Raw genomic sequence first — 22,937 nt, forward strand, 5'->3', positions numbered from 1 at the left:
TCAGACTGCGGCTGATCACCGCAGGCATTCGCTTTATCTGATCCGCATAAACTCGGTTTTTCTGAGCCTGTTTTGTTTCCGGCAGGGTTTCTACAGTGCATGACATGCCAGTCCGGGTGGCCTGGCAAGACTTTGCAACCGTGGAAGCATTGACCATGAGCACAGCAACAATCGGACAGGCCTATAACTACAAGGTCGTCCGTCAATTCGTCGTGGCAACCGTGGTTTGGGGTGTCGTGGGGATGGCGATGGGGGTGTGGATCGCCTCGCAACTGGTGTGGCCGCAGATGAACCTCGACCTGCCATGGACCACCTTCGGCCGCTTGCGCCCGCTGCACACCAGCCTGGTGATTTTCGGCTTTGCCGGCAGCGCGCAATTCGCCGCCAGTTACTACGCGGTGCAGCGCACCTGCCAGGTGCGGTTGTTTTCGGACAAGCTCGCGGCATTCACTTTTTGGGGCTGGCAGTCAGTAATCGTGGTGATGTTGATCACCCTGCCACTGGGCTACACCACCACCAAGGAATACGCCGAGATCGAATTCTCCGGCGCAGTGTGGATGACGGTGGTCTGGGTCGCTTATGCGATTGTGTTTTTCACCACCGTGGTGCGACGCAAGACTAAACACATCTACGTCGGCAACTGGTTCTTCGGCGCGTTCATCGTGGTCATCGCCATGCTGCACGTGGTCAATCACCTGGCGATTCCGGTGGACTGGTTCAAGTCCTATCCGGTGTATTCCGGGGCGACCGACGCCATGGTGCAGTGGTGGTACGGGCACAACGCGGTGGGTTTCTTCCTGACCACCGGGTTCCTCGGGATGATGTATTACTTCGTGCCGAAACAGGTCGGACGGCCGGTGTATTCCTATCGGTTGTCGATCGTGCATTTCTGGGCGCTGATTACCCTGTACATCTGGGCCGGCCCGCACCACTTGCATTACACCGCGCTACCGGACTGGGCGCAGTCGCTCGGCATGGCGATGTCGCTGATCCTGCTGGCACCGAGCTGGGGCGGGATGATCAACGGCATGATGACGCTCTCGGGCGCCTGGCATAAATTGCGCACCGACCCGATCCTGCGTTTTTTGGTGTTGTCCCTGGCCTTCTACGGGATGTCGACCTTCGAAGGACCGATGATGGCGATCAAGACGGTCAACGCCCTCTCCCACTACACCGACTGGACCATCGGCCACGTTCACGCCGGCGCCCTCGGTTGGGTGGCGATGATCACCTTCGGCTCGCTGTACCACATGATCCCGAAAGTCTTCGGACGTTTACAGATGTACAGCACACCGCTGATCAACCTGCACTTCTGGCTGGCGACCATCGGCACGGTGCTGTACATCGCCTCGATGTGGGTCAACGGCATCACCCAGGGCTTGATGTGGCGTGCGATCAACGACGACGGCACGCTGACCTACTCCTTCGTCGAAGCCTTGCAGGCCAGTCATCCAGGGTTCGTGGTGCGCTTCGCCGGCGGTGTGTTCTTCCTCAGCGGCATGTTGCTGATGGCTTACAACGTCTGGCGCACGGTGCGGGTTGCGGACGTCGAAATGGCCCACCGCGAAGCGCAGATTGCCTGAGGCAGGGGGCTTGAGATGATTGAGGTCGTGCTGAATGTGTTGGGCGTTGTGGGGCTTTGGCTGGCGGTTGAATACTGCCTGAAACACCAGACGGCGGAGAGTCTGGATGAAGCCAGTCTGATTCCGTTTGCCGATGACCCGGAGGTGGCGCGACGGGTGGAGTTGGCGACGGGCAAGACCGTGAAGGCGGTAGCGCCGGAAGAGGTGAAACCTGGCTGGGGCAACCTGGAAATCTGACGCCACGCCAATCAATGTGGGAGCGAGCTTGCTCGCGATGGCGGTGTAACAGTCAACATGGATGTTGGATGTTATGGCCTCATCGCGAGCAGGCTCGCTCCCACAGGGTATGTGTCAGGTCAGAGGGTTCAGCTACGCTCGCGGGGGATCAAGCTCTGCAACTGCTGCGCCAAAAAGTTCGCATCAAAGGCAAAGGTATCCGGGTCTTTCAAGCCATTGGTCTTGCGCCATTGCCAACTGCTGGACGGCGGCAGGCACACCAGCGAAATGCTGCCGTACCGCGCGGCTGTCAGGCCCATCACGGCCAGTGAAATCTGCCCCCCGGCACCCATCACATCCGGCACAAATTCCACCGGTTTACCGGCGATCACAATGGACAGCTTCTCGGTCTTGAAGGTCGACGTTTCGACCGGCACACTCGGCCCCGAGGCCACATAGGCCTCGCGGCTCACCTCCAGCAGATTCGGCGCCTGGACCGGTTCCAGCCATTGCTGGATCTGATCGAACAGTTCACCAATGCGCGTCGCCCACACGGCCGATTGCGACTCGAACAGTTGCTTCTTGTGCGCTTCGCTTTCTGCGTAATGGCGAAGCATCTCACCCAGTTGCTGTACGTCGTCCATTGCGGTGTTCCTTTGTTGAAGCGGTGCTGCGGACTTTGAGCATGGCAGATGCGCGCTGCCGGCGTACGACTAAAAGCGTGAACGGTATTGGCTGGGGGTCATGTCCAGGTATTTGCGAAAGGCACTGCCCATGTGGGACTGATGGGCGAAGCCGGCGTCCAGGGCGATGTCGGCCAGGGACAGGTCGGTGTGTTCGATCATCCGGCGTGCCGCCTGAAGCCGCACTTCAACGAGGTAAGCGTGGGGTGTCAGGCCGATGGTGCGGGTGAAGTCGCGCAGAAAGCGCAGCTCGTTTTGCCCGTAGGTGGCGGCCAATTGTTCAAGGGTCAGGGGCTCGTGGAACTGCTCGGCGATCTGGTCCAGCACTCGGGTGAAGACCCTGGGCGTGACACGTTGCGCAGTACTGGCCTTCGGGTTCATCAAACCAACGAATTCCACCGCCCTTTGCTCAAGCGCCAACCTGTCCGGTTGCGGAGCGAGCAACAGACGCCGCAGTTCCCGGCCCAGCATCAGAGCACGTCGATTGCCTGAAGACTGCACACGGTGGTCAACCGCAGGTAAATGCTGATCGGCCAACGGCTCCTCCAGACGCATCAGCAGGTATTCGCCACCACTGGCCGATTCGGAAAACACGTCCACGCCGACCGGGGTGTAAGCCAGCACGCCAGGCAAGGTATCGAAATCCACCCGGTGATCCGAATCGATGGCGTGCACACCTTGTTGACGTTCCAGTGTTACCCCAAGGGTTTGCCACTGCACAGGGTCACGCGCGCTGTAAGCAGCACGGGGCAAAAGCTGCAGGAACAGTCTGCCACCCAACAGATCCTGGCTCAGCGCCGCTGGCATGTGAAATTTCCTGATAGATCGCGATGAAGGGCCACGGGTACTCTCAAATAAGGGCATGCTCGAACAAAGGGTTGCCATCAACAGGAGCACGACATGCGCACCATCGGCCTTATCGGCGGCATGAGCTGGGAGTCCAGCGCCGAGTATTACCGTCTCATTAACCAGCAGGTGCGCGACCGGCTCGGGCCGTTGCGTTCGGCGAAATTGCTAATGTACAGCGTCGACTTTGGCCCTGTCGAACAGGCCCAGCACGCCGGGCGCTGGGACGATGCGGCGGCGATTCTGGTGGACGCAGCCCAACGGCTGCAGGCGGGTGGCGCCGATTGCGTGGTGTTGTGCACCAACACCATGCACAAGGTGGCGGGGCAGATTCAGGCAGCGATCAGTATTCCGTTTCTGCACATCGCCGACCCGGCGGGTCAGGCTGCCGTTGAGGCTGGCGCGCTGAGGATTGGATTGCTCGGCACAGCGTTCACCATGGAGCAGGACTTCCTCAAGGAACGCCTGACGTCGATGGGGCTGACCGTTTTGGTGCCGGATGCCGATGAACGTCAGGCCGTCCACCGGATCATCTATGACGAGTTGTGCGTCGGGGTGATCAGCGAGGCGTCGCGCAAGGTGTATCAGCAGGTGATCGAATCGCTGACCCAACGTGGTGCCCAGGCGATCATCCTCGGCTGCACGGAAATCGGCCTGCTGATCAAACCCGAGCACAGCGCCCTGCCCTTGCTCGACACCACCGAACTGCATGCGCAGGCGGCGGTGGCGTTCGCCTTGGGCGAGTGACTCAACCGGCCTTGGGCGTGCGACGCAGGCGCGCCATGCTCAAGGCATCGACCCATCCACCATCACGCACGGCATAGTCGCGAAACAGCCCTTCGGTGTCGAAGCCGAACTTGCGATAAAGCCCGATGGCAGCTTCGTTGTCGGCGTACACCGAAAGCTCGAGCCGTTGCAGGTTCATCCAGTTGTCGGCGATGTCCAGCGCCGCCGCCAACAGCTTCGAGCCGACGCCCTTGCCCTGCCACGCCGTCGCGACGCCCATGCCCAGATTGCCGGCATGGCTGCGGCGGATCCGTGAAAACTGCTCCAGGCCAATATTGCCGATGACCGTCCCTTGATGCAGCGCCACCAGCTGCACCACACGCTCGTTGTCCGACTCCAGGCGTTTGCGCCAGACTTCGGGTGACTGAAATGGCATTTGCAGCACCTGCCGGGTAATGGCCGGGTCGTTGTAGAGCGCGGTAATGCCGTCGATGTGCGACTCGTTGAAACGTTCGAGGGAAATGACAGCGTCAGTGCCGGGCATGGGTGATTCATCCTTGAGACAGACATGGCCGCCCACTCTATACCGCTGAAGGTTGTTCGAACCACTCCCGCCGTTCATTGAAGGTGTTCTGAATCAGCTCGACGATCATCTGCACCTGCGCTGAACCCTCGGACTGCGCATTGACCGCCATCCACACCTCGCGCTGCATCGGTTGACTGAACAACCCCGGCAATTCAATCAGGCCGCGATCAAAGCGGCTGATGTATCGGGGCAACAGGCCAATGCAGGCGCTACAACGGATCATCTCCAGCATCAGCTCATAGGAATGCAACTGCACCACCCCGGCCAGGCGCTGGTCCACGAGGGTATTCCACGGCCGAAAACAGTCGACCTGACGGTCATGCTGCCATTGCACCAGCAGGAAATCCGCCAGGTCATCGAGGCTGTCAGGGCGGGACGCGACCCGTGAATAACGTTTGGCGATGTGGGGCAGATAGTCGAGCCGCGCCAGACGCCGGGGCTCGCTGACAGCAAAACTCGGGCCGGGCAGCGGTGAATCGGTGCCGGCCAGCCACAGCACCACATCGGCACTGACCGCTTGCAGGGAGAGCTCGCTGTCCAGGGTGATGATGTCCAGGCGCACGCTGGCGTTGCGCCGCAACAAGGCAACCAGATCGCGACCGAGAATGTCATGCAGGATCGATTCGGCGACGGCCAGGCGAATCAACGGCTGTTCGATCACCGGCAAATCGCGCTCATGGGCCAGTGCAATCAACTGCGATTGCAGCTGCAATCCGTCACGACTGAGGGCAACGCCATTCTCTGAATGGCTGAATAGCGAACACTGCAGTTGCGCTTCAAGCTGCGCCAATTGTTTGCGCAGCTGGGTGGCCTTGATGTTGAGACTGCGGGCTGCCTGCATGAAACAGCCGCAACGGGCACTGACCCGAAAAGACTGCGCCAGCACCGGATCGATCCCTGCCGCCAGCGTGCGCCAGGATGAGGTTTTTTCTACGGGCGAGCGGTACTCGGCAACTCGCTGACGACCTGTGGTTTCCATGAATCGCATCGCTGACTCCCTGTCGACCTGTCCTTGAAGGTCTCATCCTGCGCAGTGTTTATGAACCTGATGTGACGCTCTGGGCGGAAAATCGATTCAGCCTCCGGGGGTTTGCCGGAAACTCACTGCCAGGCGATTCCAGCTGTTGATGGTGGTGACGACGATGGTCAGGTCGACCATCTCGCCTTCGTTGAACTGCTCCCGGGCCTGCGCGTAGACCTCGTCCGGCACATGGTTTTCAGAGAGCAAGGTGACGGCTTCGGTCCAGGCCAGCGCCGCGCGTTCTCGCGCATTGAAGAAGCCGCTGTCGCGCCAGACCACGATCGAATACAACCGACGGTCAGTCTCGCCCAAGCGCCGGGCATCCACCGAGTGCATGTCGGTGCAGAAAGCGCAGCCATTGAGTTGCGACGCACGGATTTTGATCAAGTGCAGCAAGGCCGGCTCGATGCTGAGGTTGCTAGTCAAGGCCTCCATGGCAATCATCGCTTTCATCGCCTTGGGCGATGCGCTGTAGTAATCCAGGCGGGCGTTCATGGAGTGACCTCGTGGATCGAATGTGTGCCCCCCAAGGTAGGCGTTGATACGCAGGCGTTACAGATCCAATTCTGCGAAATACCCGTGGACCACTCAGGCACCAGACCAATCGGAGGTTTTTCGCCCACGCAACTTTTGCGCAGGCGCTCATGCGGGTAATCTGGCCCGACGCACACGCGCCTCAATCGCCCCAGGAGCCTCGCCGGTATGGAACTTCACGTTGTCATCAACGGCCGCAAGGACCTGGCAGGCCAGTTGTATAACCAACTGCGCAGCGCCATCGAATCCGGCCGTCTGGCAGCCGGGACGCAACTACCGCCCAGTCGTTTGCTGGCAGAACAATTGGGCATTTCGCGCAAGACCATTTCCGACACCTACACGCAACTGACCTACGAAAACTTCCTCACCGGGGTCATTGGCAAAGGCACCTATGTCAACGCCCGACCGGCGAAAATCACTCGTAAACAGAGCCATTCGGAATTGGCCAGTGCCGAGGTCATCGAGTCCTGGCGCAACCTCCCGGTGTTCCTGCGCCATCCGACGCTGGAAGGCTCGTTACGCTATGACTTCATCGGCGGCGCCACCAGCAAGGGCCAGTTTCCCCAGGATGACTGGCGGCGCTGCACCGCTCATGCCTTACGCCAAATCGCTGCATCCAAGGGCTTCTACAGCCTGCCCGAAGGCCTGCCGGCACTGCGCAACGCCATCGCCCGGCACATCGCGTTTTCTCGCGGGGTCAATTGCCAGGACGAAGACGTGGTGGTGTGCAACGGCGCGCAACAGGCGCTGGACCTGATCTCCCGGGTGCTCACACGTCCTGGCAGCATTGTCGCCATGGAAGACCCCGGCTATCCGCCCGCACGCCTGTTGTTCGGTACCCACGGCGCCACAGTGATCGGCGTCCCGGTGGATGCCGAAGGCATTCAGGTGGACAAGATCCCCCTTGGCACCCGCCTGATTTACGTCACGCCGTCCCACCAGTTCCCGCTCGGCATGCCGATGAGCCAGGCGCGCCGGATGGCGCTGCTGGAGCGAGCCCATGAGTTGGGCGCGATCATCATCGAGGACGATTACGACAGCGAATTCCGCTACGAGGGCCGGCCTACCGACTCGCTGCAAAGCATGGACGAACGCGGCATCGTCGCCTACGTCGGGACCTTTTCGAAAACCCTGCTGCCGGAGCTGCGCCTGGGTTATGCGATCCTGCCGCCGGCAATACTCGAAGCGGTCATTCGCGCGAAGCAGCTCACCGACCTGCACACGTCCACCCTGCCCCAATGGGCGCTGGCCAAGTTCATCGCCGAAGGCTGTCTGCTCAAGCACATCCGGCGCTGCCATACGATCTATGCCGGGCGTCGTGAGCGGATCCTCGAGCGCATGGCCGGCGATCTTTCACCGTGGCTCGAGGCTGTCCCGACCACCGCCGGGTTCCACATGGTGGTTATGTGCAAAGTGTCTATCGATATTCCATTGGTGATCACACTTGCAAAAAAGGTCGAAGTCGGGGTGTATCCCATCGACAGCTTTTTTTATCAGCAAGCGCCGCAGGCCGGGCTTTTCCTGGGTTTTGGCGCCATTGAAACCCTGGACATCGACATTGCCCTGGACCGCCTGCGGGACATTTTGCAGCAGGTTGCCTGACGGATTGGTCTGCGTTTTTATTCCGCGATTGGCTATTGGTGGTCCGGGGATGCAGGCCTATCCTGCATAAGCGTTATCTCTCAATGAGCAGGATTCGTCCGGCCTGATTCAGGAGTGTGAGCAATGTCCAACGAAGTGATCAATACCGTTAAGGTGCAGGCCGCCGCCGGCCGCTCGGACGAACTGGGCAAGCAACTGCAAAAGATTGTCGACACCCTGCGCGAACTACCGGGCTGTGACTCCTATATGGTCGACCGCTGCCCCGAGGACGACAACCGCTGGACGGTCAGCGCTCGCTGGCAATCGGAAGCGGCCATGCAAATGCATTTCAACTGCCCTGAAGTCCAAGGCTTTATCGGCCTGATCGACAGCCGCCTGGCCAACAGCGTCGACTTCAACAGCTTTCCTATCGTTTAAAAATTAGGTCGCCGCCTTCGGCCACTCCTACAGGGCAATGGGTACCCCTGCAGGAGTGGCTGGAGGCGGCGATCTTGTTTTTTCAACGCCCATGATTGGTCCCCTCGCCTTCACGAAAATTGGCTGTTTGATTGGCCTTGGCCGAGACTTACTGTGGTCCCTGACGACTAACCAAGCAGGTGATACCCATGAAAGCCTTCCGCTACTGTGCTGCGCCCCTCGCCGCCCTCGCCCTGACCGTTTCCGCCGCGGCATTCGCCCACGAAGCCGCGCCTTCGGAAAAGGTCACCGTGTTGCAGGACCAGATGTTGAAAAACGCACCGGGTAAAAAAGCGCTGATGATCGAAGTCGATTACAAACCCGGCCAATCGTCCATCGCCCACAAGCACGAGGGCACGGCCATGGCTTACGTCATTTCGGGAGAAATCATCTCCCAGGTCAAAGGGGAAAAGGCGATCACTTACAAGGCCGGTGAATACTGGTACGAACCGGCCGGTTCGGAGCATTTAGTCTCGAAAAATGCCAGTACCACCAAACCCGCCAAACTGTTGGTGTTTATGGTGTTAGCGCCCGACGAAAAAGTATTGATCCCTTTGGAAAACTGATAGCTGTTGCGCCAGCCATAAATAAACAGGCCCGAATTAAGCATTCAGGCCTTTTTATTTCCCGGCGCAATTAACCGCAACCTTTTAAACCAAACAAAACTATTGGCTGCCTGACAAGTACAGAGATTGGCTGTTTCATTCAGCAACGACAGGTTTAGTCTGGAATTACCGCCGACCACGTCCGGCCTATTAACTTTCCGACTCAAGTTGTTTCACTGGAGAAACACCATGAAACTTGCACTTGTCAGTACCTTGTCGATGACGGTTCTTTTAACGGGTTGTTCAATACCCACTGCACCGAAGGCTGTTTCTTCGCTCGACGGCATTTTCACCGAGCCGGTCGGCCGCAGCAGTGCCACGCATGTCACCCATGGCAGCAACGTTTCCCTGGGCATCGTCTATAGCCGCAACACTCAGACCAACCGCGCCTACCTTCAGGATTACCAGGCCAACGCCGGCACCGGTTTCGGCCAGAGCCTGCTGGTGCAGTCGATTCACGACGCCTACGTCGCCACCTCCAAACCGGACCTGGCGGTGGACTGGGTCAAAGCATCCTTGCAACGTCAGTTTGGCTCGGTGACGGTGTACCCGGACATGCAAAGTCTCAGGGCCGCTAAACCGGACGTGGTCGCCGTTGTCGATACGCGCAGTCAACTGATGACGTCGCGCAGTTCGGATATCAGCGCGAATGTCAGCGCCGCTTTCTACGATACCCATTTCAACTACATCGGCACTGCGCAAGGGCATGACGCTAAAGAACTGAGTCCGTTATGGGCAGACTATAAACGCAGCGAAGAGATAGTTGCCGATATAAACGAACAACAGAACGTGCAAGTCAGGGCCTTGCAAAAGTTTGACCAGTCGCTCAGTAATTTATTGACCAGACCGACAGATAAAGTGTCGATGATCGATAACCCAACAGGTCAGAAGTTGTATTAAGGCGAATGGCCCCATCGCGAGCAAGCTCGCTCCCACAGGTTATACGCGATCAATGTGGGAGCGAGCTTGCTCGCGATAGGGCCCTATCAGACACCACAAAAACAACACAAAAAAAAGCCCCACATTTCTCAATGCGGGGCTTCTTCATTCAGCGCCTGATCAGGCAGCCGGCTCCAACTCAGCGCTGGCAATGCTAGAGGCAGTGACTGGCACTACCGCTTGACCGCTCAACGCCAGATCCAGCAACTCACGGTTGGCCACCGCATACATGGCGTAATCAGTGCCGCTGGCGGCACGGATTTCTACCAGCATGGCGCGCCAGCGTTCGATCATCCCTTCGTGCTCTTCCATCCACAGCTCCAGACGGGTTTCCACGTCCTGGGTGCCGTCGCCCTGTTGCAGGACGGAGATGGTGATCGCACGTTGTTGCCAGTCGACGTCATCGCGGAACGCTTCACGGGCCAGGGCCTGCCAGTTGTTTTCAACCGGCAGAGCGCTGATCTGTTGCAAGTACCAGGTGATGTCCAGCGCGCTGCCCACGGCGAAGTAAGCCTTCGCCACGTCGGCTGCGTTCTGACCGGTCACGTCGGACGCTTCGATGATCGGCAGCAAGGTGTACAGGTGAGTGGTGCCTGCAACCATGCGCGCCAGCAACTCAGGAACGCCAGCCGCAACGTACGCCTGATAACGGGTCTGCCAGCCTTCGCGGGTCGGGCCTTCCAGCAATTCGTCGAGCTTGAGGCCCAGCGCTGCCAGATGTGGACCGAAGTGCGCGACGTCACGGGCAGCATTCTGCTCGTTGCGACGGCTGCGCAGGAACCAGCGCGTAGCGCGACGGCCCAGACGCATCAGCTCGTCCATCAGCTCCAGTTGTACGTCGGCGGAAACCTGGTAGTCCAGGGCTTCGATCTGACGGAACCAGTGCGGGAGGTGGAAGATGTCACGCACGATCACGTAAGCACCGGCCACGTTCGCCGGGCTCATGCCGGTCGACTCTTTGAGTCGTTGAACGAAGGTGATGCCCATGTGGTTGACCAGATCGTTGGCGATCTGGGTGCTGACGATCTCACGCTTCAGACGGTGACGGCGCATGGCGTCGGAGAACTTGCTCACCAGGGTCGGCGGGAAAGCGGTTTCCATGTCGCGCGTCAGGTAATCGTCGTCCGGCACCTGAGAATTGAGCAGCGCTTCCTTGAGGTCGATCTTGCTGTAGGAGATCAGCACCGACAGCTCTGCACGGGTCAGGCCATGGCCTTCCGCGAGGCGCTCGTTGATCGCTTCTTCAGACGGCAGGAACTCGATGGCGCGATCCAGCTTGCCGCGGCCTTCCAGATCGTTCATCAGACGTTTGTATTCGGCAATCCGCACGAAAGCACGGCGTGCCGCCAGGGACAGGGCCTGGGTCTGCTTGTAGTTGTTGCCAAGCACCAGGTTGCCGACTTCGTCGGTCATGCTCGCCAGCAACTGGTTACGTTGCTTGTCGGTCATGTCACCGGCATGAACCACTTCGTTCAGCAGGATCTTGATGTTTACTTCGTGGTCGGAGCAGTCCACACCACCGGCGTTGTCGATGAAGTCGGTGTTGGAACCGCCGCCATTGAGGCCGAATTCGACACGACCCAGCTGGGTCATACCGAGGTTACCGCCCTCGCCCACGACTTTGCAGCGCAGTTCGTTGCCGTTCACGCGCAGTGCATCGTTGGCCTTGTCGCCGACATCGGCGTGGCTTTCGCTGCTGGCTTTGACGTAAGTACCGATACCGCCGTTCCACAACAGATCCACCGGTGCCTTGAGCAAGGCATTCAGCAGTTCGGTCGGGGTCAGCTTGTCAGCCTGAATGTCGAAGCGCTCTTTCATCTGCGGGGAAATCGCGATGCTTTTCGCGCTACGGGAGAAGATCCCGCCGCCTTCGGACATGATGCTGGTGTCGTAGTCCGACCAGGCCGAACGCGGCAGGTCGAACAGGCGCTGACGCTCGGCGAAGCTGTTGGCCGGCTCCGGGTTCGGGTCAATGAAGATGTGCAAGTGGTTGAACGCTGCGACCAGTTGCAGCTTGTCGGACATCAACAAGCCGTTACCGAACACGTCACCGGCCATGTCGCCGACGCCGACCACAGTGATGTTGTCTTCCTGGACATTGATGCCGCGTTCGCGAAAGTGACGTTGAACGCCAACCCACGCGCCCTTGGCGGTGATGCCCATTTTCTTGTGGTCGTAACCGGCCGAGCCGCCCGATGCGAACGCATCGCCGAGCCAGAAGCCGTAGTCGATGGCGATACCGTTGGCGATGTCGGAGAAGGTTGCAGTGCCCTTGTCCGCAGCAACCACCAGGTACGGGTCATCGTCGTCATGACGCACGACGTTGACCGGCGGTACCAGCGCGCCGTCTTTCAGGTTGTCGGTGATGTCCAACAGGCCCGAGATGAAGATGCGGTAGCAGGCGATGCCCTCGGCCGCGATCTCGTCTCGACCGCCACCCAGTGGCAGGCGACGCGGCAGGAAGCCGCCCTTCGCGCCAACCGGCACGATGACCGAGTTCTTCACTTGCTGGGCTTTTACCAGGCCCAGGACTTCAGTGCGGTAGTCTTCTTCACGATCAGACCAGCGCAGACCACCGCGAGCAACGTTGCCGAAGCGCAGGTGCACACCTTCGACGCGTGGCGAGTAAACGAAGATTTCGAACTTCGGTACTGGCTTCGGCAGCTCTGGAATCTGGTGCGGGTTGAACTTGAAGCTGAAGTAGGACTTGTTCTGACCGTGGGAATCGGTCTGGTAGAAGTTGGTCCGCAGGGTGGCCTTGATCAGGTCCAGGTAGCGACGCAGGATCCGGTCTTCGTTCAACACCTGGACGTCGTCCAGTGCGCTCAGAATCGCGTGTTCCAGGCGTTGCTGCTTGTCTTCCAGATCGTCAGTACCGAGCTTGCGGGCCAGGTAGAAACGGGTTTTGAACAACCGGGTCAACTCGCGAGCGATATCGGTGTGGTTGTTCAGGGTGCTGGCGATGTAACCCAGGTCGAAGCCCAGGCGAATCTGCTTCATGTAACGGGCGTAGGCGCGCAGCAGCGCGACATCGCGCCATGGCAGGCCGGCGGTCAGCACCAGGCGGTTGAACGCATCGTTCTCGGCATCGCCGCGCACGATGTGGACGAACGCGTCCTGCAAGGTGTCGTTGAGTTGCTGGATGTCGAGTTCCAGGCCTTCAGCGGCGGTGAACGCAAAGTCGTGAATCCAGAACTCGCGGCCATTGTTGTGACGCAGGCGATACGGGAATTCACCCAGCACGCGCAGGCCGAGGTTTTCCAGGATCGGCAACACGTCGGACAACGCCAGCGGGGTATCAGCGTGATACAGCTTGCAGTGCAGCTCGCGCTGACCGGAGACCTGACCCAGTGGCTGATAGAAGCTCATCACCAGCGGATTGGATTCTTTCAGGCTCAGCAGGTGCTGCATGTCGACCACAGCCGAATGCGCGGCGAAACGCTCGCGGTAACCGGCCGGGAAGCCTTTCGGAAAGTCGGCCAACACGTTGGTGCCGTGGGCTTCGCCGAAGCTTTCGACGACCAGGCTCGCGTAGTCGTCCTGCCAGCTGCGGCAGGCCTGTACCACTTCTTTTTCCAGCAGAACCGGGTCGATGTCCAGACGGTTCTTCGGATCGACGCGCAGAATAAGTTGCACGCGGGCCAGCACGGACTCGGAGAAGAAGGTCCAGAACTCGCAGTCCGAGGCTTTCAGGCGATCCATCAGCACTTGCTGGATCTTCTGGCGCACTTCGGTGGAGTAGATGTCGCGCGGCACGTAGGCCAAGCAGTAGCAGAAACGACCATACGGGTCTTTGCGCAGGAACACGCGAATCTTGTTGCGTTCCTGGATCTGCACGATCGACATCACGGTGGTGAACAGCTCGTCCACCGGGGTCTGGAACAGGTCGTCGCGGGGCAGCACTTCAACCACCTGAGCCAGTTCCTTGCCCAAGTGAGCCTTGGCCTGGAAGCCGGAACGGCGTTCGATTTCTTCGACCTTGCGACGGATGTACGGGATGACCCGCACGCTCTCGCCATACACCGAGGAGGTGTACAGGCCCATGAAACGGCATTCCTTGATGACGTTGCCGTCGGCGTCGATTTCACGGATCGACACGTAATCCGGGTAAGCCGGACGGTGTACACGGCTTGGGTGCGCAGCCTTGGCGAACGACAGCAGGGTCGGTTCGCGCAGGTAGTTCACGGCGTAGTCTTCGATGCGCAGGTCATCGTAGGTCAGGCCGGTGCGCAGCAATTTGGTCAGGCCGAGGAAGGAATCCTGGTCGTAGACGATGTGGCCGCCGTCGGCTTCATCGCGAACCACGAATTCTTCATAGCCCAGGAAGGTGAAGTGGTTGCCCACCAGCCATTCCAGGAAGCTTTTGATTTCGGCTTTTTCTTCCGGATCGACAGCGAACTGGCTGTTGTCCAGGCCGGTGAGGATTTCCTGGACCTTGGCTTTCATCGGTTCGAAATCGGCGACCGCAACGCGGACTTCACCGAGAACCTGTTCCAGTTCCTTGCTCAGGACATTCAGTTCGGCCGAGTTAGCGCAACGGTCGATTTCCAGGTACATCAACGACTCTTGCAGTACGTCGTCGCCCTGGGTGCCTTTCGGCAGGATTTCCAGCAGCTCGCCCTTGCTGCCGCGACGCACGCTCAGCACAGTGGTTTGCAGGGTGTGAATGCTGTAGCCGCGACGGTTCAGCTCGGTGCGTACCGAGTCCACCAGAAACGGCAGGTCGTGGTGCAGCACTTCGACCGCGGTGTGGGTCGACTGCCAGCCGTGGCGTTCGTAATCGGGGTTGTAGACGCGCACTTGCGGTTGCGCGTGATCGAAGCGCTCAAGCAGGCGCCACGCAGAAAGGGTACAGCCGGCGAGGTCGGACAACCGACGCTGGGTCAGCTCGTCCAGGGAAATGATGCCGAAAAATTGTTCCGCGAACAGCGCCACTTGTGGCAGTGCCTGTTCACTGATGTGCTGGGCCAGTGCCGCTTGCAGTTGGTGCTGGAAGTCGGCTTTGCTGGCTGCGGTGAAGAACGCCATCTGTGGTACTCCGCTTGGGCTTGTTATTGATGGAAGCGTCGCGTGCAAACCCCTTTCGGGGTAATCCGTCACCCTGTTCCTGATTCTCGGGCAGAGGAAACAGGATGACAGGTGGGTGAAGCTGGACGAGACACTCAGGTCACATTCACCTTCCATGAATGGGCATCTGCAAAAACGACTGGGCAAGGTGCAGCGCAATGTCTTTACAGGTGCTCATCCGTTGCGCAGCTTAACGAGTGCGGCAAGCCCCGTGCTTGCAGCGCTGCGACATATTCGGTCATCGGTACGCAGCTTGCGCCTTGTGCATCGAACAACACTAGCAGCCGCACGGCAAAACGGGGGGTTTAAGCCCGGTTTTGCGGCACATCCGTACCAGAAATGACCAGCAACACCTCAGATGTTCACGACACATCCTCTGACACTCAGGCGAGCAGAAATTCCCGAGGGCTGGCAGAATCTCCCTTTGTTCGTCTTCACAACGCTCGTCGAGCCAGGAATTCCCCATGCAAATGACCACCGCCCTCTTGATCGTCAACCCGTGCGACGACGAAGAAGACAACATGGCCATGCTCTGCTGCCACAGCGATCAGGGCGATATGTTCCTGATGACCCGCTACCCGGACGAGGACGCGCTGGACATCACCCTCGACGGCGAGCCTTCGACGCTGGACGGCGTAAAAGTCACCCTCAGCCCTACCCGCCTGCTGATCGAAATCGCCGCCGCTGACGCTGATGCGCTCAATGGTGATGATTCGCTGGAAATCATTCACAGCACTGATGCGAGCGATCTGCTGGAAGTGGAAGAGACATTGCAGAACATTCTCAAGGGCACCGGTACCTATATCAGCGAGATTTGAGGGTGCCTTGACCGGCCCCTTCGCGAGCAGGCTCGCTCCCACAGGGGATCTCCAGCGGACACAAGATTTGCATCCAGTGCAATTCCAATGTGGGAGCGAGCCTGCTCGCGAAGAGGCCCTATAGTTCACCACCCCGCCCTACCCATACAAATTTCAAACACTTTCGCCAATCATTTCCCGCAGATTGCACAAAATGCCGTTAGTCGCCGCCCCCCGCGATAGATTAAAGTAACGCCCCCAGCCCTGGCGTTATTCGAACGTCTTCGGTCACCCTTTCCAGGAACAGTCATCGATGGAACATCGTGAAGCGCTGCTAGCGCTGCGAACCTTTCTTTCAACGCAGATTCTCGGCCAGGAAAAACTCATCGAGCGCTTGCTCATCGCCTTGCTCGCCGACGGCCACATGCTGGTCGAGGGCGCTCCGGGCCTGGCCAAGACCAAGGCCATCAAAGAACTTGCCGAAGGCATCGAAGCACAGTTCCATCGCATCCAGTTCACACCCGACCTGTTGCCGGCCGACATCACCGGTACGGAAATCTATCGCCCGGAAACCGGCAGTTTCGTGTTCCAGCAAGGTCCGATCTTCCACAACCTGGTGCTGGCGGACGAAATCAACCGCGCCCCGGCCAAGGTTCAGTCGGCCCTGCTCGAAGCCATGGGCGAGCGCCAGGTCAGCGTCGGGCGCAGCACGTATGAGCTGTCGCCGCTGTTTTTGGTGATGGCCACGCAAAACCCGATCGAGCAGGAAGGCACCTATCCACTGCCCGAAGCGCAGCTCGACCGCTTCCTGATGCACGTAAAAATCGGCTTTCCGGACGCCGCCGTCGAACGACGGATCCTGCAACAGGCCCGTGGCGAAGCGCTGAACGGCGAAACCAAGCCCGAGCGTCGGGTCAGCCAGCAGGCGATTTTTGCCGCGCGCAAGGAAATCCTCGGCTTGTACATGGCCGACGCCGTGGAGGAATACTTGGTGCAACTGGTCATGGCCACGCGCACCCCGGCCAAGTTCGACCCGGAGATGGCCGAGTGGATCGCCTATGGCGCCAGCCCGCGTGGTTCGATTGCCCTCGACCGTTGCGCCCGGGCCCACGCCTGGCTGGCCGGTCGCGACTTCGTCAGCCCGGAAGACATCCAGGCGGTGCTGTTCGACGTACTGCGCCACCGCATCATTCTTTCCTTTGAAGCCGAAGCCGCGGGCATCGACCAGGACCGGGTGGTCCAGCGGATTCTCGACGTCGTAGCCGTCGCTTGACCCCGATGAACGCCCTCCTGCCGCCCGAGCCGGGCATCCGTGTCAGCCTCGCCGAGCTGATCGAGATGCGCCATCGCGTGCGTGAAGTGCAACTGTTTTCCACACCGAGCCAGCGCAGCCCGCTGATCGGCTTGCACCACTCCAAACTGCGCGGGCGCGGGGTGGACTTCGATCAGGTGCGGGTCTATCAGGCCGGCGATGACGTGCGAAGCATCGACTGGCGCGTCACCGCCCGCACCCAGGAACCCCACACCAAACTGTTCCATGAAGAGCGCGAGCGGCCGATTTTCATCATGGTCGAGCAAAGTCGCCGGCTGTTTTTCGGCTCGGGGCTGATGTTCAAATCGGTGCTCGCCGCCCAGGCCGCGAGCCTGATCGGCTGGGCCGCACTGGGTCATAACGATCGGGTCGGCGGACTGGTGTTCGGCAACAACGAGCACTATGAAATCAAGCCACGACGCAGCAAGCAGAGCCTGCTGCAATTGCTCAACCGTCTGGTGCGGGTCAATCAGTCGCTGCACACGGAAAACGAGCCGGACCGGGACGCCTTCAACATCGCCCTGCGCCGCGCCCGGGAAGTCCTGCGTCCCGGCAGCCTGGTGATCATAATCTGCGACGAACGCGCCCTGACCGAGGGCGCCGAACAACAGCTGAGCCTGTTGTCGCGGCATTGCGATCTATTGCTGCTGCCGGTATCCGACCCGCTGGATCACGCCCTGCCCGCCGCCGGGCTTTTACGCTTCGCCGAACGCGGTGCGCAACTGGAACTCGACACCCTGAATTTCGAGCTGCGCCAGACCTATCGCGCCCAGGCCGAAGCGCGCATCGCTCGCTGGGAATTGCTGGCGCAGAAGCTGCGGGTATTGCTGATGCCCCTGAGCACCCAAAGTGAGATGGTCGAGCAACTGCGCGAGTACCTGAACCCACAGAAACCGGGGAAAGGCCGATGAGCAGCCTCGATCAACTGCAACCGCTGATCTCCCCGCCACCGATTGAATTCTGGCCACCGGCACCGGGCTGGTGGCTGTTGCTGGTGTTACTGCCGCTCATCGGTTTCGGTCTGTGGAAGGCCAGGCACTTCTTTGCGAACAAACGTCCGATCGTGCGCGCCGAACAACCGCTGGACCCGGTGCGCCTTGCCGCGCTGGCAGAACTCGCGCGGATGCCCAAACCCTACGACGGCGCGCCGGCCGGTGCCTGGTTGCAGCAACTCAACGGTTTGCTCAAACGCCTGTGCCGCAACCACTACCCCTACAGCCAGAGCCATACCCTCAATGGGCGCAAATGGCTGGCATTCCTCGACAATCGTTGCCCGGCTGCCGGTCTGACCCGCTGGATGGTGCTGGTCGAAGGCGCCTACAAACCCGAATGCAAACTCGACGACAAGGCCATCGCCGGCCTGACTCAAGCGGTCGATACCTGGATTCGTAAACATGTTTGAGTTCGCCTGGCCGTGGATCTTTTCCCTGTTGCCGCTGCCCTGGCTGATGCGCATCGTGCTGCCTGTCGCCGACAGTGGCGAGCCGGCGCTCAAAGTCAGCTTCCTCAGCGACCTCGAAGGCCTGGCTCGCCGCCGCGCCCGGGCCAACCTGCCGGCCTGGCGCCAACAGGCACCGTTCATTCTGCTGTGGCTGTTGCTACTGATCGCGGCGGCGCGCCCGCAATGGCTTGGCGAACCGCTGCCCATCGCCGCCAGCGGTCGCGATCTGCTGGTAGCGGTCGACGTGTCTGGCTCGATGGATTTCCCCGACATGCAGTGGCAGGACGAAGACGTCAGTCGACTCACACTGGTTCAGCACTTGCTCGGTGACTTCCTTGAAAGTCGCGACGGCGATCGCGTCGGCCTGATCCTGTTCGGCAGCCAGGCCTACCTGCAAGCACCGCTGACGTTCGACCGGCACACGGTGCGCGTGTGGCTCGACGAAGCGCGGATCGGCATCGCCGGCAAGAACACCGCCATCGGCGATGCCATTGGCCTGGCCCTCAAGCGCCTGCGCCAACGCCCGGCACAAAGTCGCGTACTGATTCTGGTCACTGACGGCGCCAACAACGGTGGCCAAATCGACCCGCTCACGGCTGCGCGGCTGGCTGCCAGCGAAGGCGTGAAAATCTACCCGATCGGTATCGGCGCCGATCCGGAGCAAAGCGGCACTTTGGGTTTCCTGGGGGTCAACCCGAGCCTTGACCTCGATGAACCCTCCTTGATGGCGATCGCCGAAGCCACGGGCGGCCAGTATTTTCGCGCCCATGATGACAAGGAGTTGCAAGCGATCAAGGACACCCTCGACAAACTGGAACCGGTGACCCAGCAACCGACTCAGGCCCGTCCGGCACAGGCGTTGTACCACTGGCCTTTGGCGCTGGCGTTGCTGTTGAGCATGCTGCTGGTGGTTCGCGAGCGCTGGCCGGACAACCCGTTGCGGCGATTGTTCACCAAAGATCTTCTGCACACTCAACTGCCCGACTGGCGCCAGCGGCTTAAACGTCTGCGTCTGCGGAGGCGCCGATGAGTGCACTCTGGCCGTACTTGTTCCGCCCCTGGTGGCTGCTGTTGTTGCCATTGCTTGGCTGGTTGCTCTGGCAACTCTGGCATCGGCAGAAACGCGCCGGTCGCTGGCAGATGATTCTGCCACCGGCCTTCCATGCGGCGTTGCTCAGTGGTGGCAATGGTCGCGACAGCAAATTGCCCTGGGTCATCCTGGGATGTGCCTGGGTGCTGACCGTTCTGGCGCTGCTCGGGCCGAGCTGGGAACGTGTCGAGCAAGCCAGCCAGAAACCCGCCGACCCGCTGGTCGTGGTCCTTGAGCTGACCCCGGAAATGCTCGCCACCGACGTACCACCCAACCGGCTGGAACAGGCCCGGCGCAAGCTGTTCGACCTGCTGGAGCACCGCAGCGATGCCCAGACGGCGATCGTCGTCTACGCCGGCAGCGCTCACACGCTGGTGCCGTTGTCGGATGACCTGTCGACCAGCCGCAATCTATTGGATGCCCTCAAGCCTTCGCTGATGCCCCAAATGGGACATCGCGCCGATCTGGCAGTGACCAAGGCCCTTGCCCTGCTGGAACAGGGCGCCCTCGGTGATGGGCGGATCCTGCTGATCGGTTCGACCTTGACCGAAGAGGAACGCCAAGGAATTCGGCAGGCGCTGGACGGCAAGTCGACACAATTTCTGATGCTCGGTATTGGCACTGCCGAAGGCGCGCCGATCACCCAGGAGGACGGCAGTTTCCTGAAGGACGACCAGGGTGCGATTCTGGTGCCACATCTGGACGAACCCAGCCTGAAAGCCTTTGCCAACGACCTGGACGGACATTATCGCCACGCGCGCCTGGACGATACCGACTTGCGCGCACTCGGCTTGCTCGAGGGACCACGCATGCTGCGCAACGACGGTCAGACCCTGCGCCTCGATACGTGGGCCGATCAGGGTTACTGGCTGTTGTTGCCATTGCTGCTGCTGGCGGCGTGCGCCGGTCGTCGCGGCTGGCTGTTCTGCTTGCCACTGCTGTTTTTGCTGCCACAACCGAGTTATGCCTTCGACTTCAACGATTTGTGGCTGCGACCCGACCAACAGGGTCTGATCTTGCTGAAGCAGAAGCGCCCGGCCGAGGCTGCGCAGCATTTCGAAGATCGACAATGGCAAGGTGTCGCGCTCTACGAGGCAGGCGACTACAGCGGCGCCGCCCAGCGGTTCGCCGAAGGCAGCGACGCCCACGCCCACTACAATCGTGGCAACGCCCTGGCCAAAAGCGGTGAGCTGGAAGCCGCGCTGGATGCCTACGATCAGGCGCTGGAACGTCAACCGGATTTGCGCCCGGCCCTGATCAACAAGGCGCTGGTGGAAATTTTGCTCAAGCAGAAAAACACTCCACCGCCCGTTGATTCGGACAAAAACACCGGCAACGAGACCGAGCCCCATACGCAAGAACCGCCGCCGGGCGCGGCCACGCAACCGTCGGATAATGGCGAACCAAAAACCGACGGCCAACAAACCACGACGGACTCCGACCAACAGAGCAAAACGCCGTCGAAACCCGGCACCAATGAAGTCCCGGGCAGCGAACTGGGGGATGAAGACAGCACCCGACCACCGATGCGCCCGGCCAGCGACAGCATCGATGGTGAACAGCGCCAGGCGCTGGAGCAATGGCTGCGCAAGATCCCGGATGATCCGGGTGAATTGCTCAGACGCAAATTCTGGTACGAACAGCAACAACATCAGGATCAGGGAAAAACTCGATGACCCGCTTCACCACTTTCTTGCTCGCACTGCTGCCCGCCCTGCTGCTCTGCACTGTTCAGGCCCAGGCAGCCGGGCTGGTCGCCAGTGTGGATCGCAGTCGCCTGAACAGCGGCGAAACGATTGAACTGACCCTGGAATCCAACGACGTGACCCAGTTCGGCAAGCCTGATCTGACACCACTGGGGCCGCTGTTCGACGTGCGTGGCACCCGTCAGGTCAACCAGTTGACCACCCTGAACGGCGACAACCGTGCGACCACCCGCTGGATCATCACCCTGCTGCCTCGGCAGAACGGCAGCGTGGTTATTCCGTCACTGAAACTGGGTGACGTGCAGAGCCAGCCGATCACCGTGCAAGTGGTCGAGACTGAAACCCAGGACAGCCCGAACAAACGGGCCGCGGTATTCATCGACGCCAGCCTCGATCAAAACAGCGTGTACGTACAAGCCCAGGCGATCCTGACCTTGCGCATCTACCATTCGGTGTCGCTGTACGACGACAGCAGCCTGCCCCCTTTGCAAATCCCCGATGTGCGCATCGAGCAATTGGGCGTGGCGCGCACCTACGAGAAAGACATCAATGGCCTGCGCCACGGTGTGATCGAGATGCGCTACGCGATCTACCCGCAACACAGCGGTGAGTTGATCATTCCGCCGCAGATATTCAATGCCGCACTGGTGGACGCACAGCCCGCCCAGGACGCCGCCGCCCAGGCACCGAAATCCGGCAAATTGATGCGGGTCAGCTCCGCCGAGATTCTGCTGACGGTCAAGGCCAAACCCGTCACCTACCCGGCCGACGTGCCATGGCTGCCGGCCCGCAGCCTCAGCCTGAGCGAAAGCTGGAACCCGGAACCGGATCATGCGCAGGTGGGTGATTCGTTGACCCGCAGCCTGACGGTAAAGGCTGAGGGTCTGGACAGTTCGCAATTGCCACCGCTGCCCGCCACCGACGTCAACGGCTTGCGGCGCTACCCGGATCAACCGGTGCTGGGCAACCAGAACAGCGAGCGAGGCCTGATCGGCAGTCGCGAAGACCGTGAAGCCCTCGTGCCAACGCGTGCCGGCGCAATCGAGTTGCCAGCGGTTGAAGTGATCTGGTGGAACACCTTCGAGGACCACCTCGACCACAGCAGCCTGCCGGCCCAAACCCTTCCAGTGGCGAACAATCCGAGCCTGATGGTCGACACCCCGGCCGGCATGCCTCAAGTCTTTTCCGCGGCCGACAATGAAGCCCTCTGGTGGTGGAAACTCAGCACCCTCATCCTGGCCTGCACCACCCTGCTGGGCTTCGGTCTCTGGTGGCGCGCTCGCTGGCAACCGGCGATCCTGCGTGCGGCGCAGACCGGCCCGAGCCCGCGCACCGTGCTCGACGATCTCAAGCGCGCCTGTCAGGCCAACGACTCCCACGCCACCCGCCAGGCCCTCGACGCCTGGGCCCGGCAACAACCGGAAACCCTGGCCGATATGGCGGCGCGCTTTGTGCCGTTGTCCGACGCCCTCGACGGCTTGAACGGCGCGCTCTACAGCGAAACCGGCCAGCATTGGCAAGGTGAAGATCTGTGGCGGGCGATCAAGGCGATTCCGATTGCCGAGCGGGTTCAGGACCCGGTGGGCGACAGTGGCTTGCCACCGCTTTATCCCAAATAAGATCAAAAGATCGCAGCCTTCGGCAGCTCCTACAGGTGTGCGCCATTCCCATGTAGGAGCTGCCGAAGGCTGCGATCTTTTCAGGCTTTCAGCAACCGTCGCCTTTTG

Annotated in this window: 20 protein-coding genes; 14 read left to right on the forward strand and 6 right to left on the reverse strand. The window is 60.4% G+C overall.

Going from position 1 to position 22,937, the window contains the following annotated elements:
• The first annotated feature begins 155 nt into the window (after nucleotides 1–155).
• Together ccoN and EAH74_RS13220 are read left to right on the forward strand one after the other, a co-directional pair.
• The gene (gene ccoN / locus EAH74_RS13215; protein WP_140678983.1) at nucleotides 156–1,583 is read left to right on the forward strand and encodes a cytochrome-c oxidase, cbb3-type subunit I; all 1,428 of its coding nucleotides are present in this window, start codon (nucleotides 156–158) and stop codon (nucleotides 1,581–1,583) included.
• Nucleotides 1,584–1,598: 15 nt separating this feature from the next.
• A complete protein-coding gene (locus EAH74_RS13220; protein ID WP_140678985.1) occupies nucleotides 1,599–1,820 on the forward strand; it encodes a cbb3-type cytochrome c oxidase subunit 3 in 222 nt (73 codons plus the stop codon).
• Between the two features lie 128 nt (nucleotides 1,821–1,948).
• Here the strand turns inward: EAH74_RS13220 and EAH74_RS13225 are convergent, their stop codons facing one another.
• Both EAH74_RS13225 and EAH74_RS13230 read right to left on the reverse strand, forming a co-directional pair.
• A complete protein-coding gene (locus EAH74_RS13225; protein WP_046046933.1) occupies nucleotides 1,949–2,443 on the reverse strand; it encodes a hypothetical protein in 495 nt (164 codons plus the stop codon).
• Between the two features lie 69 nt (nucleotides 2,444–2,512).
• A complete protein-coding gene (locus EAH74_RS13230; RefSeq protein WP_140678987.1) occupies nucleotides 2,513–3,289 on the reverse strand; it encodes an AraC family transcriptional regulator in 777 nt (258 codons plus the stop codon).
• A 93-nt stretch (nucleotides 3,290–3,382) separates the two neighbouring features.
• Between EAH74_RS13230 and EAH74_RS13235 the strand changes: the two genes are divergently transcribed.
• Nucleotides 3,383–4,075: an aspartate/glutamate racemase family protein gene (locus tag EAH74_RS13235; RefSeq protein WP_140678989.1), complete on the forward strand. Its 693-nt coding sequence runs from the start codon at nucleotides 3,383–3,385 to the stop codon at nucleotides 4,073–4,075.
• Between the two features lies 1 nt (nucleotide 4,076).
• Here EAH74_RS13235 and EAH74_RS13240 read toward each other — a convergent pair whose 3' ends face one another.
• The 3 genes from EAH74_RS13240 to EAH74_RS13250 all read right to left on the reverse strand — a co-directional run bounded on the left by EAH74_RS13240 (nucleotide 4,077) and on the right by EAH74_RS13250 (nucleotide 6,156).
• On the reverse strand, nucleotides 4,077–4,598 hold the full coding sequence (locus tag EAH74_RS13240) for a GNAT family N-acetyltransferase (protein WP_140678990.1): 522 nt from the start codon (nucleotides 4,596–4,598) through the stop codon (nucleotides 4,077–4,079).
• A gap of 37 nt (nucleotides 4,599–4,635) precedes the next feature.
• A complete protein-coding gene (locus EAH74_RS13245; protein ID WP_140678992.1) occupies nucleotides 4,636–5,628 on the reverse strand; it encodes a LysR family transcriptional regulator in 993 nt (330 codons plus the stop codon).
• A gap of 87 nt (nucleotides 5,629–5,715) precedes the next feature.
• Nucleotides 5,716–6,156 (reverse strand): carboxymuconolactone decarboxylase family protein, encoded by a 441-nt coding sequence (locus EAH74_RS13250; protein ID WP_140678994.1) that lies wholly within the window; start codon nucleotides 6,154–6,156, stop codon nucleotides 5,716–5,718.
• 207 nt (nucleotides 6,157–6,363) lie between these two features.
• Here EAH74_RS13250 and EAH74_RS13255 point away from each other — a divergent pair, with 207 nt between their 5' ends.
• The 4 genes from EAH74_RS13255 (at nucleotide 6,364) to EAH74_RS13270 (ending at nucleotide 9,758) form a co-directional block, all read left to right on the forward strand.
• Nucleotides 6,364–7,797, forward strand: a complete 1,434-nt coding sequence (locus tag EAH74_RS13255) for a PLP-dependent aminotransferase family protein (protein ID WP_140678996.1) — start codon at nucleotides 6,364–6,366, stop codon at nucleotides 7,795–7,797.
• A 123-nt stretch (nucleotides 7,798–7,920) separates the two neighbouring features.
• A complete protein-coding gene (locus EAH74_RS13260) occupies nucleotides 7,921–8,214 on the forward strand; it encodes a putative quinol monooxygenase (RefSeq protein ID WP_008150809.1) in 294 nt (97 codons plus the stop codon).
• Nucleotides 8,215–8,402: 188 nt separating this feature from the next.
• A complete protein-coding gene (locus EAH74_RS13265; RefSeq protein WP_140678998.1) occupies nucleotides 8,403–8,819 on the forward strand; it encodes a cupin domain-containing protein in 417 nt (138 codons plus the stop codon).
• A gap of 228 nt (nucleotides 8,820–9,047) precedes the next feature.
• Entirely contained in the window at nucleotides 9,048–9,758 is a 711-nt protein-coding gene (locus EAH74_RS13270; RefSeq protein WP_140679000.1) for an ATPase, read from the forward strand.
• Between the two features lie 159 nt (nucleotides 9,759–9,917).
• Here EAH74_RS13270 and EAH74_RS13275 read toward each other — a convergent pair whose 3' ends face one another.
• On the reverse strand, nucleotides 9,918–14,825 hold the full coding sequence (locus EAH74_RS13275) for an NAD-glutamate dehydrogenase (RefSeq protein ID WP_140679002.1): 4,908 nt from the start codon (nucleotides 14,823–14,825) through the stop codon (nucleotides 9,918–9,920).
• A 503-nt stretch (nucleotides 14,826–15,328) separates the two neighbouring features.
• On the opposite strand from EAH74_RS13275, the gene EAH74_RS13280 reads away from it, so the two are divergent.
• The 7 genes from EAH74_RS13280 (at nucleotide 15,329) to EAH74_RS13310 (ending at nucleotide 22,829) form a co-directional block, all read left to right on the forward strand.
• Nucleotides 15,329–15,682 carry a hypothetical protein gene (locus EAH74_RS13280; RefSeq protein ID WP_140679004.1) on the forward strand — a complete coding sequence of 118 codons (354 nt, stop codon included), beginning with the start codon at nucleotides 15,329–15,331 and terminating at the stop codon, nucleotides 15,680–15,682.
• A 292-nt stretch (nucleotides 15,683–15,974) separates the two neighbouring features.
• On the forward strand, nucleotides 15,975–16,934 hold the full coding sequence (locus tag EAH74_RS13285; protein WP_008150800.1) for an AAA family ATPase: 960 nt from the start codon (nucleotides 15,975–15,977) through the stop codon (nucleotides 16,932–16,934).
• 5 nt (nucleotides 16,935–16,939) lie between these two features.
• Complete coding sequence (locus EAH74_RS13290; protein WP_140679006.1) at nucleotides 16,940–17,884, forward strand: DUF58 domain-containing protein; 945 nt, start codon at nucleotides 16,940–16,942, stop codon at nucleotides 17,882–17,884.
• Entirely contained in the window at nucleotides 17,881–18,375 is a 495-nt protein-coding gene (locus tag EAH74_RS13295; RefSeq protein WP_140679008.1) for a DUF4381 domain-containing protein, read from the forward strand. Before EAH74_RS13290 ends, EAH74_RS13295 begins: the two co-directional genes overlap by 4 nt.
• Nucleotides 18,368–19,444, forward strand: coding sequence for a vWA domain-containing protein (locus tag EAH74_RS13300; protein WP_140679010.1), 1,077 nt, complete (start codon nucleotides 18,368–18,370; stop codon nucleotides 19,442–19,444). The genes EAH74_RS13295 and EAH74_RS13300 overlap by 8 nt, the downstream gene beginning before the upstream one ends.
• Nucleotides 19,441–21,180 (forward strand): tetratricopeptide repeat protein, encoded by a 1,740-nt coding sequence (locus tag EAH74_RS13305; RefSeq protein ID WP_140679012.1) that lies wholly within the window; start codon nucleotides 19,441–19,443, stop codon nucleotides 21,178–21,180. The genes EAH74_RS13300 and EAH74_RS13305 overlap by 4 nt, the downstream gene beginning before the upstream one ends.
• Nucleotides 21,177–22,829, forward strand: a complete 1,653-nt coding sequence (locus EAH74_RS13310; RefSeq protein ID WP_140679014.1) for a BatD family protein — start codon at nucleotides 21,177–21,179, stop codon at nucleotides 22,827–22,829. The genes EAH74_RS13305 and EAH74_RS13310 overlap by 4 nt, the downstream gene beginning before the upstream one ends.
• Nucleotides 22,830–22,937: the final 108 nt, after the last annotated feature.

The organism is Pseudomonas mandelii (assembly GCF_006438925.1).
Lineage (GTDB): Bacteria > Pseudomonadota > Gammaproteobacteria > Pseudomonadales > Pseudomonadaceae > Aquipseudomonas > Aquipseudomonas mandelii_C.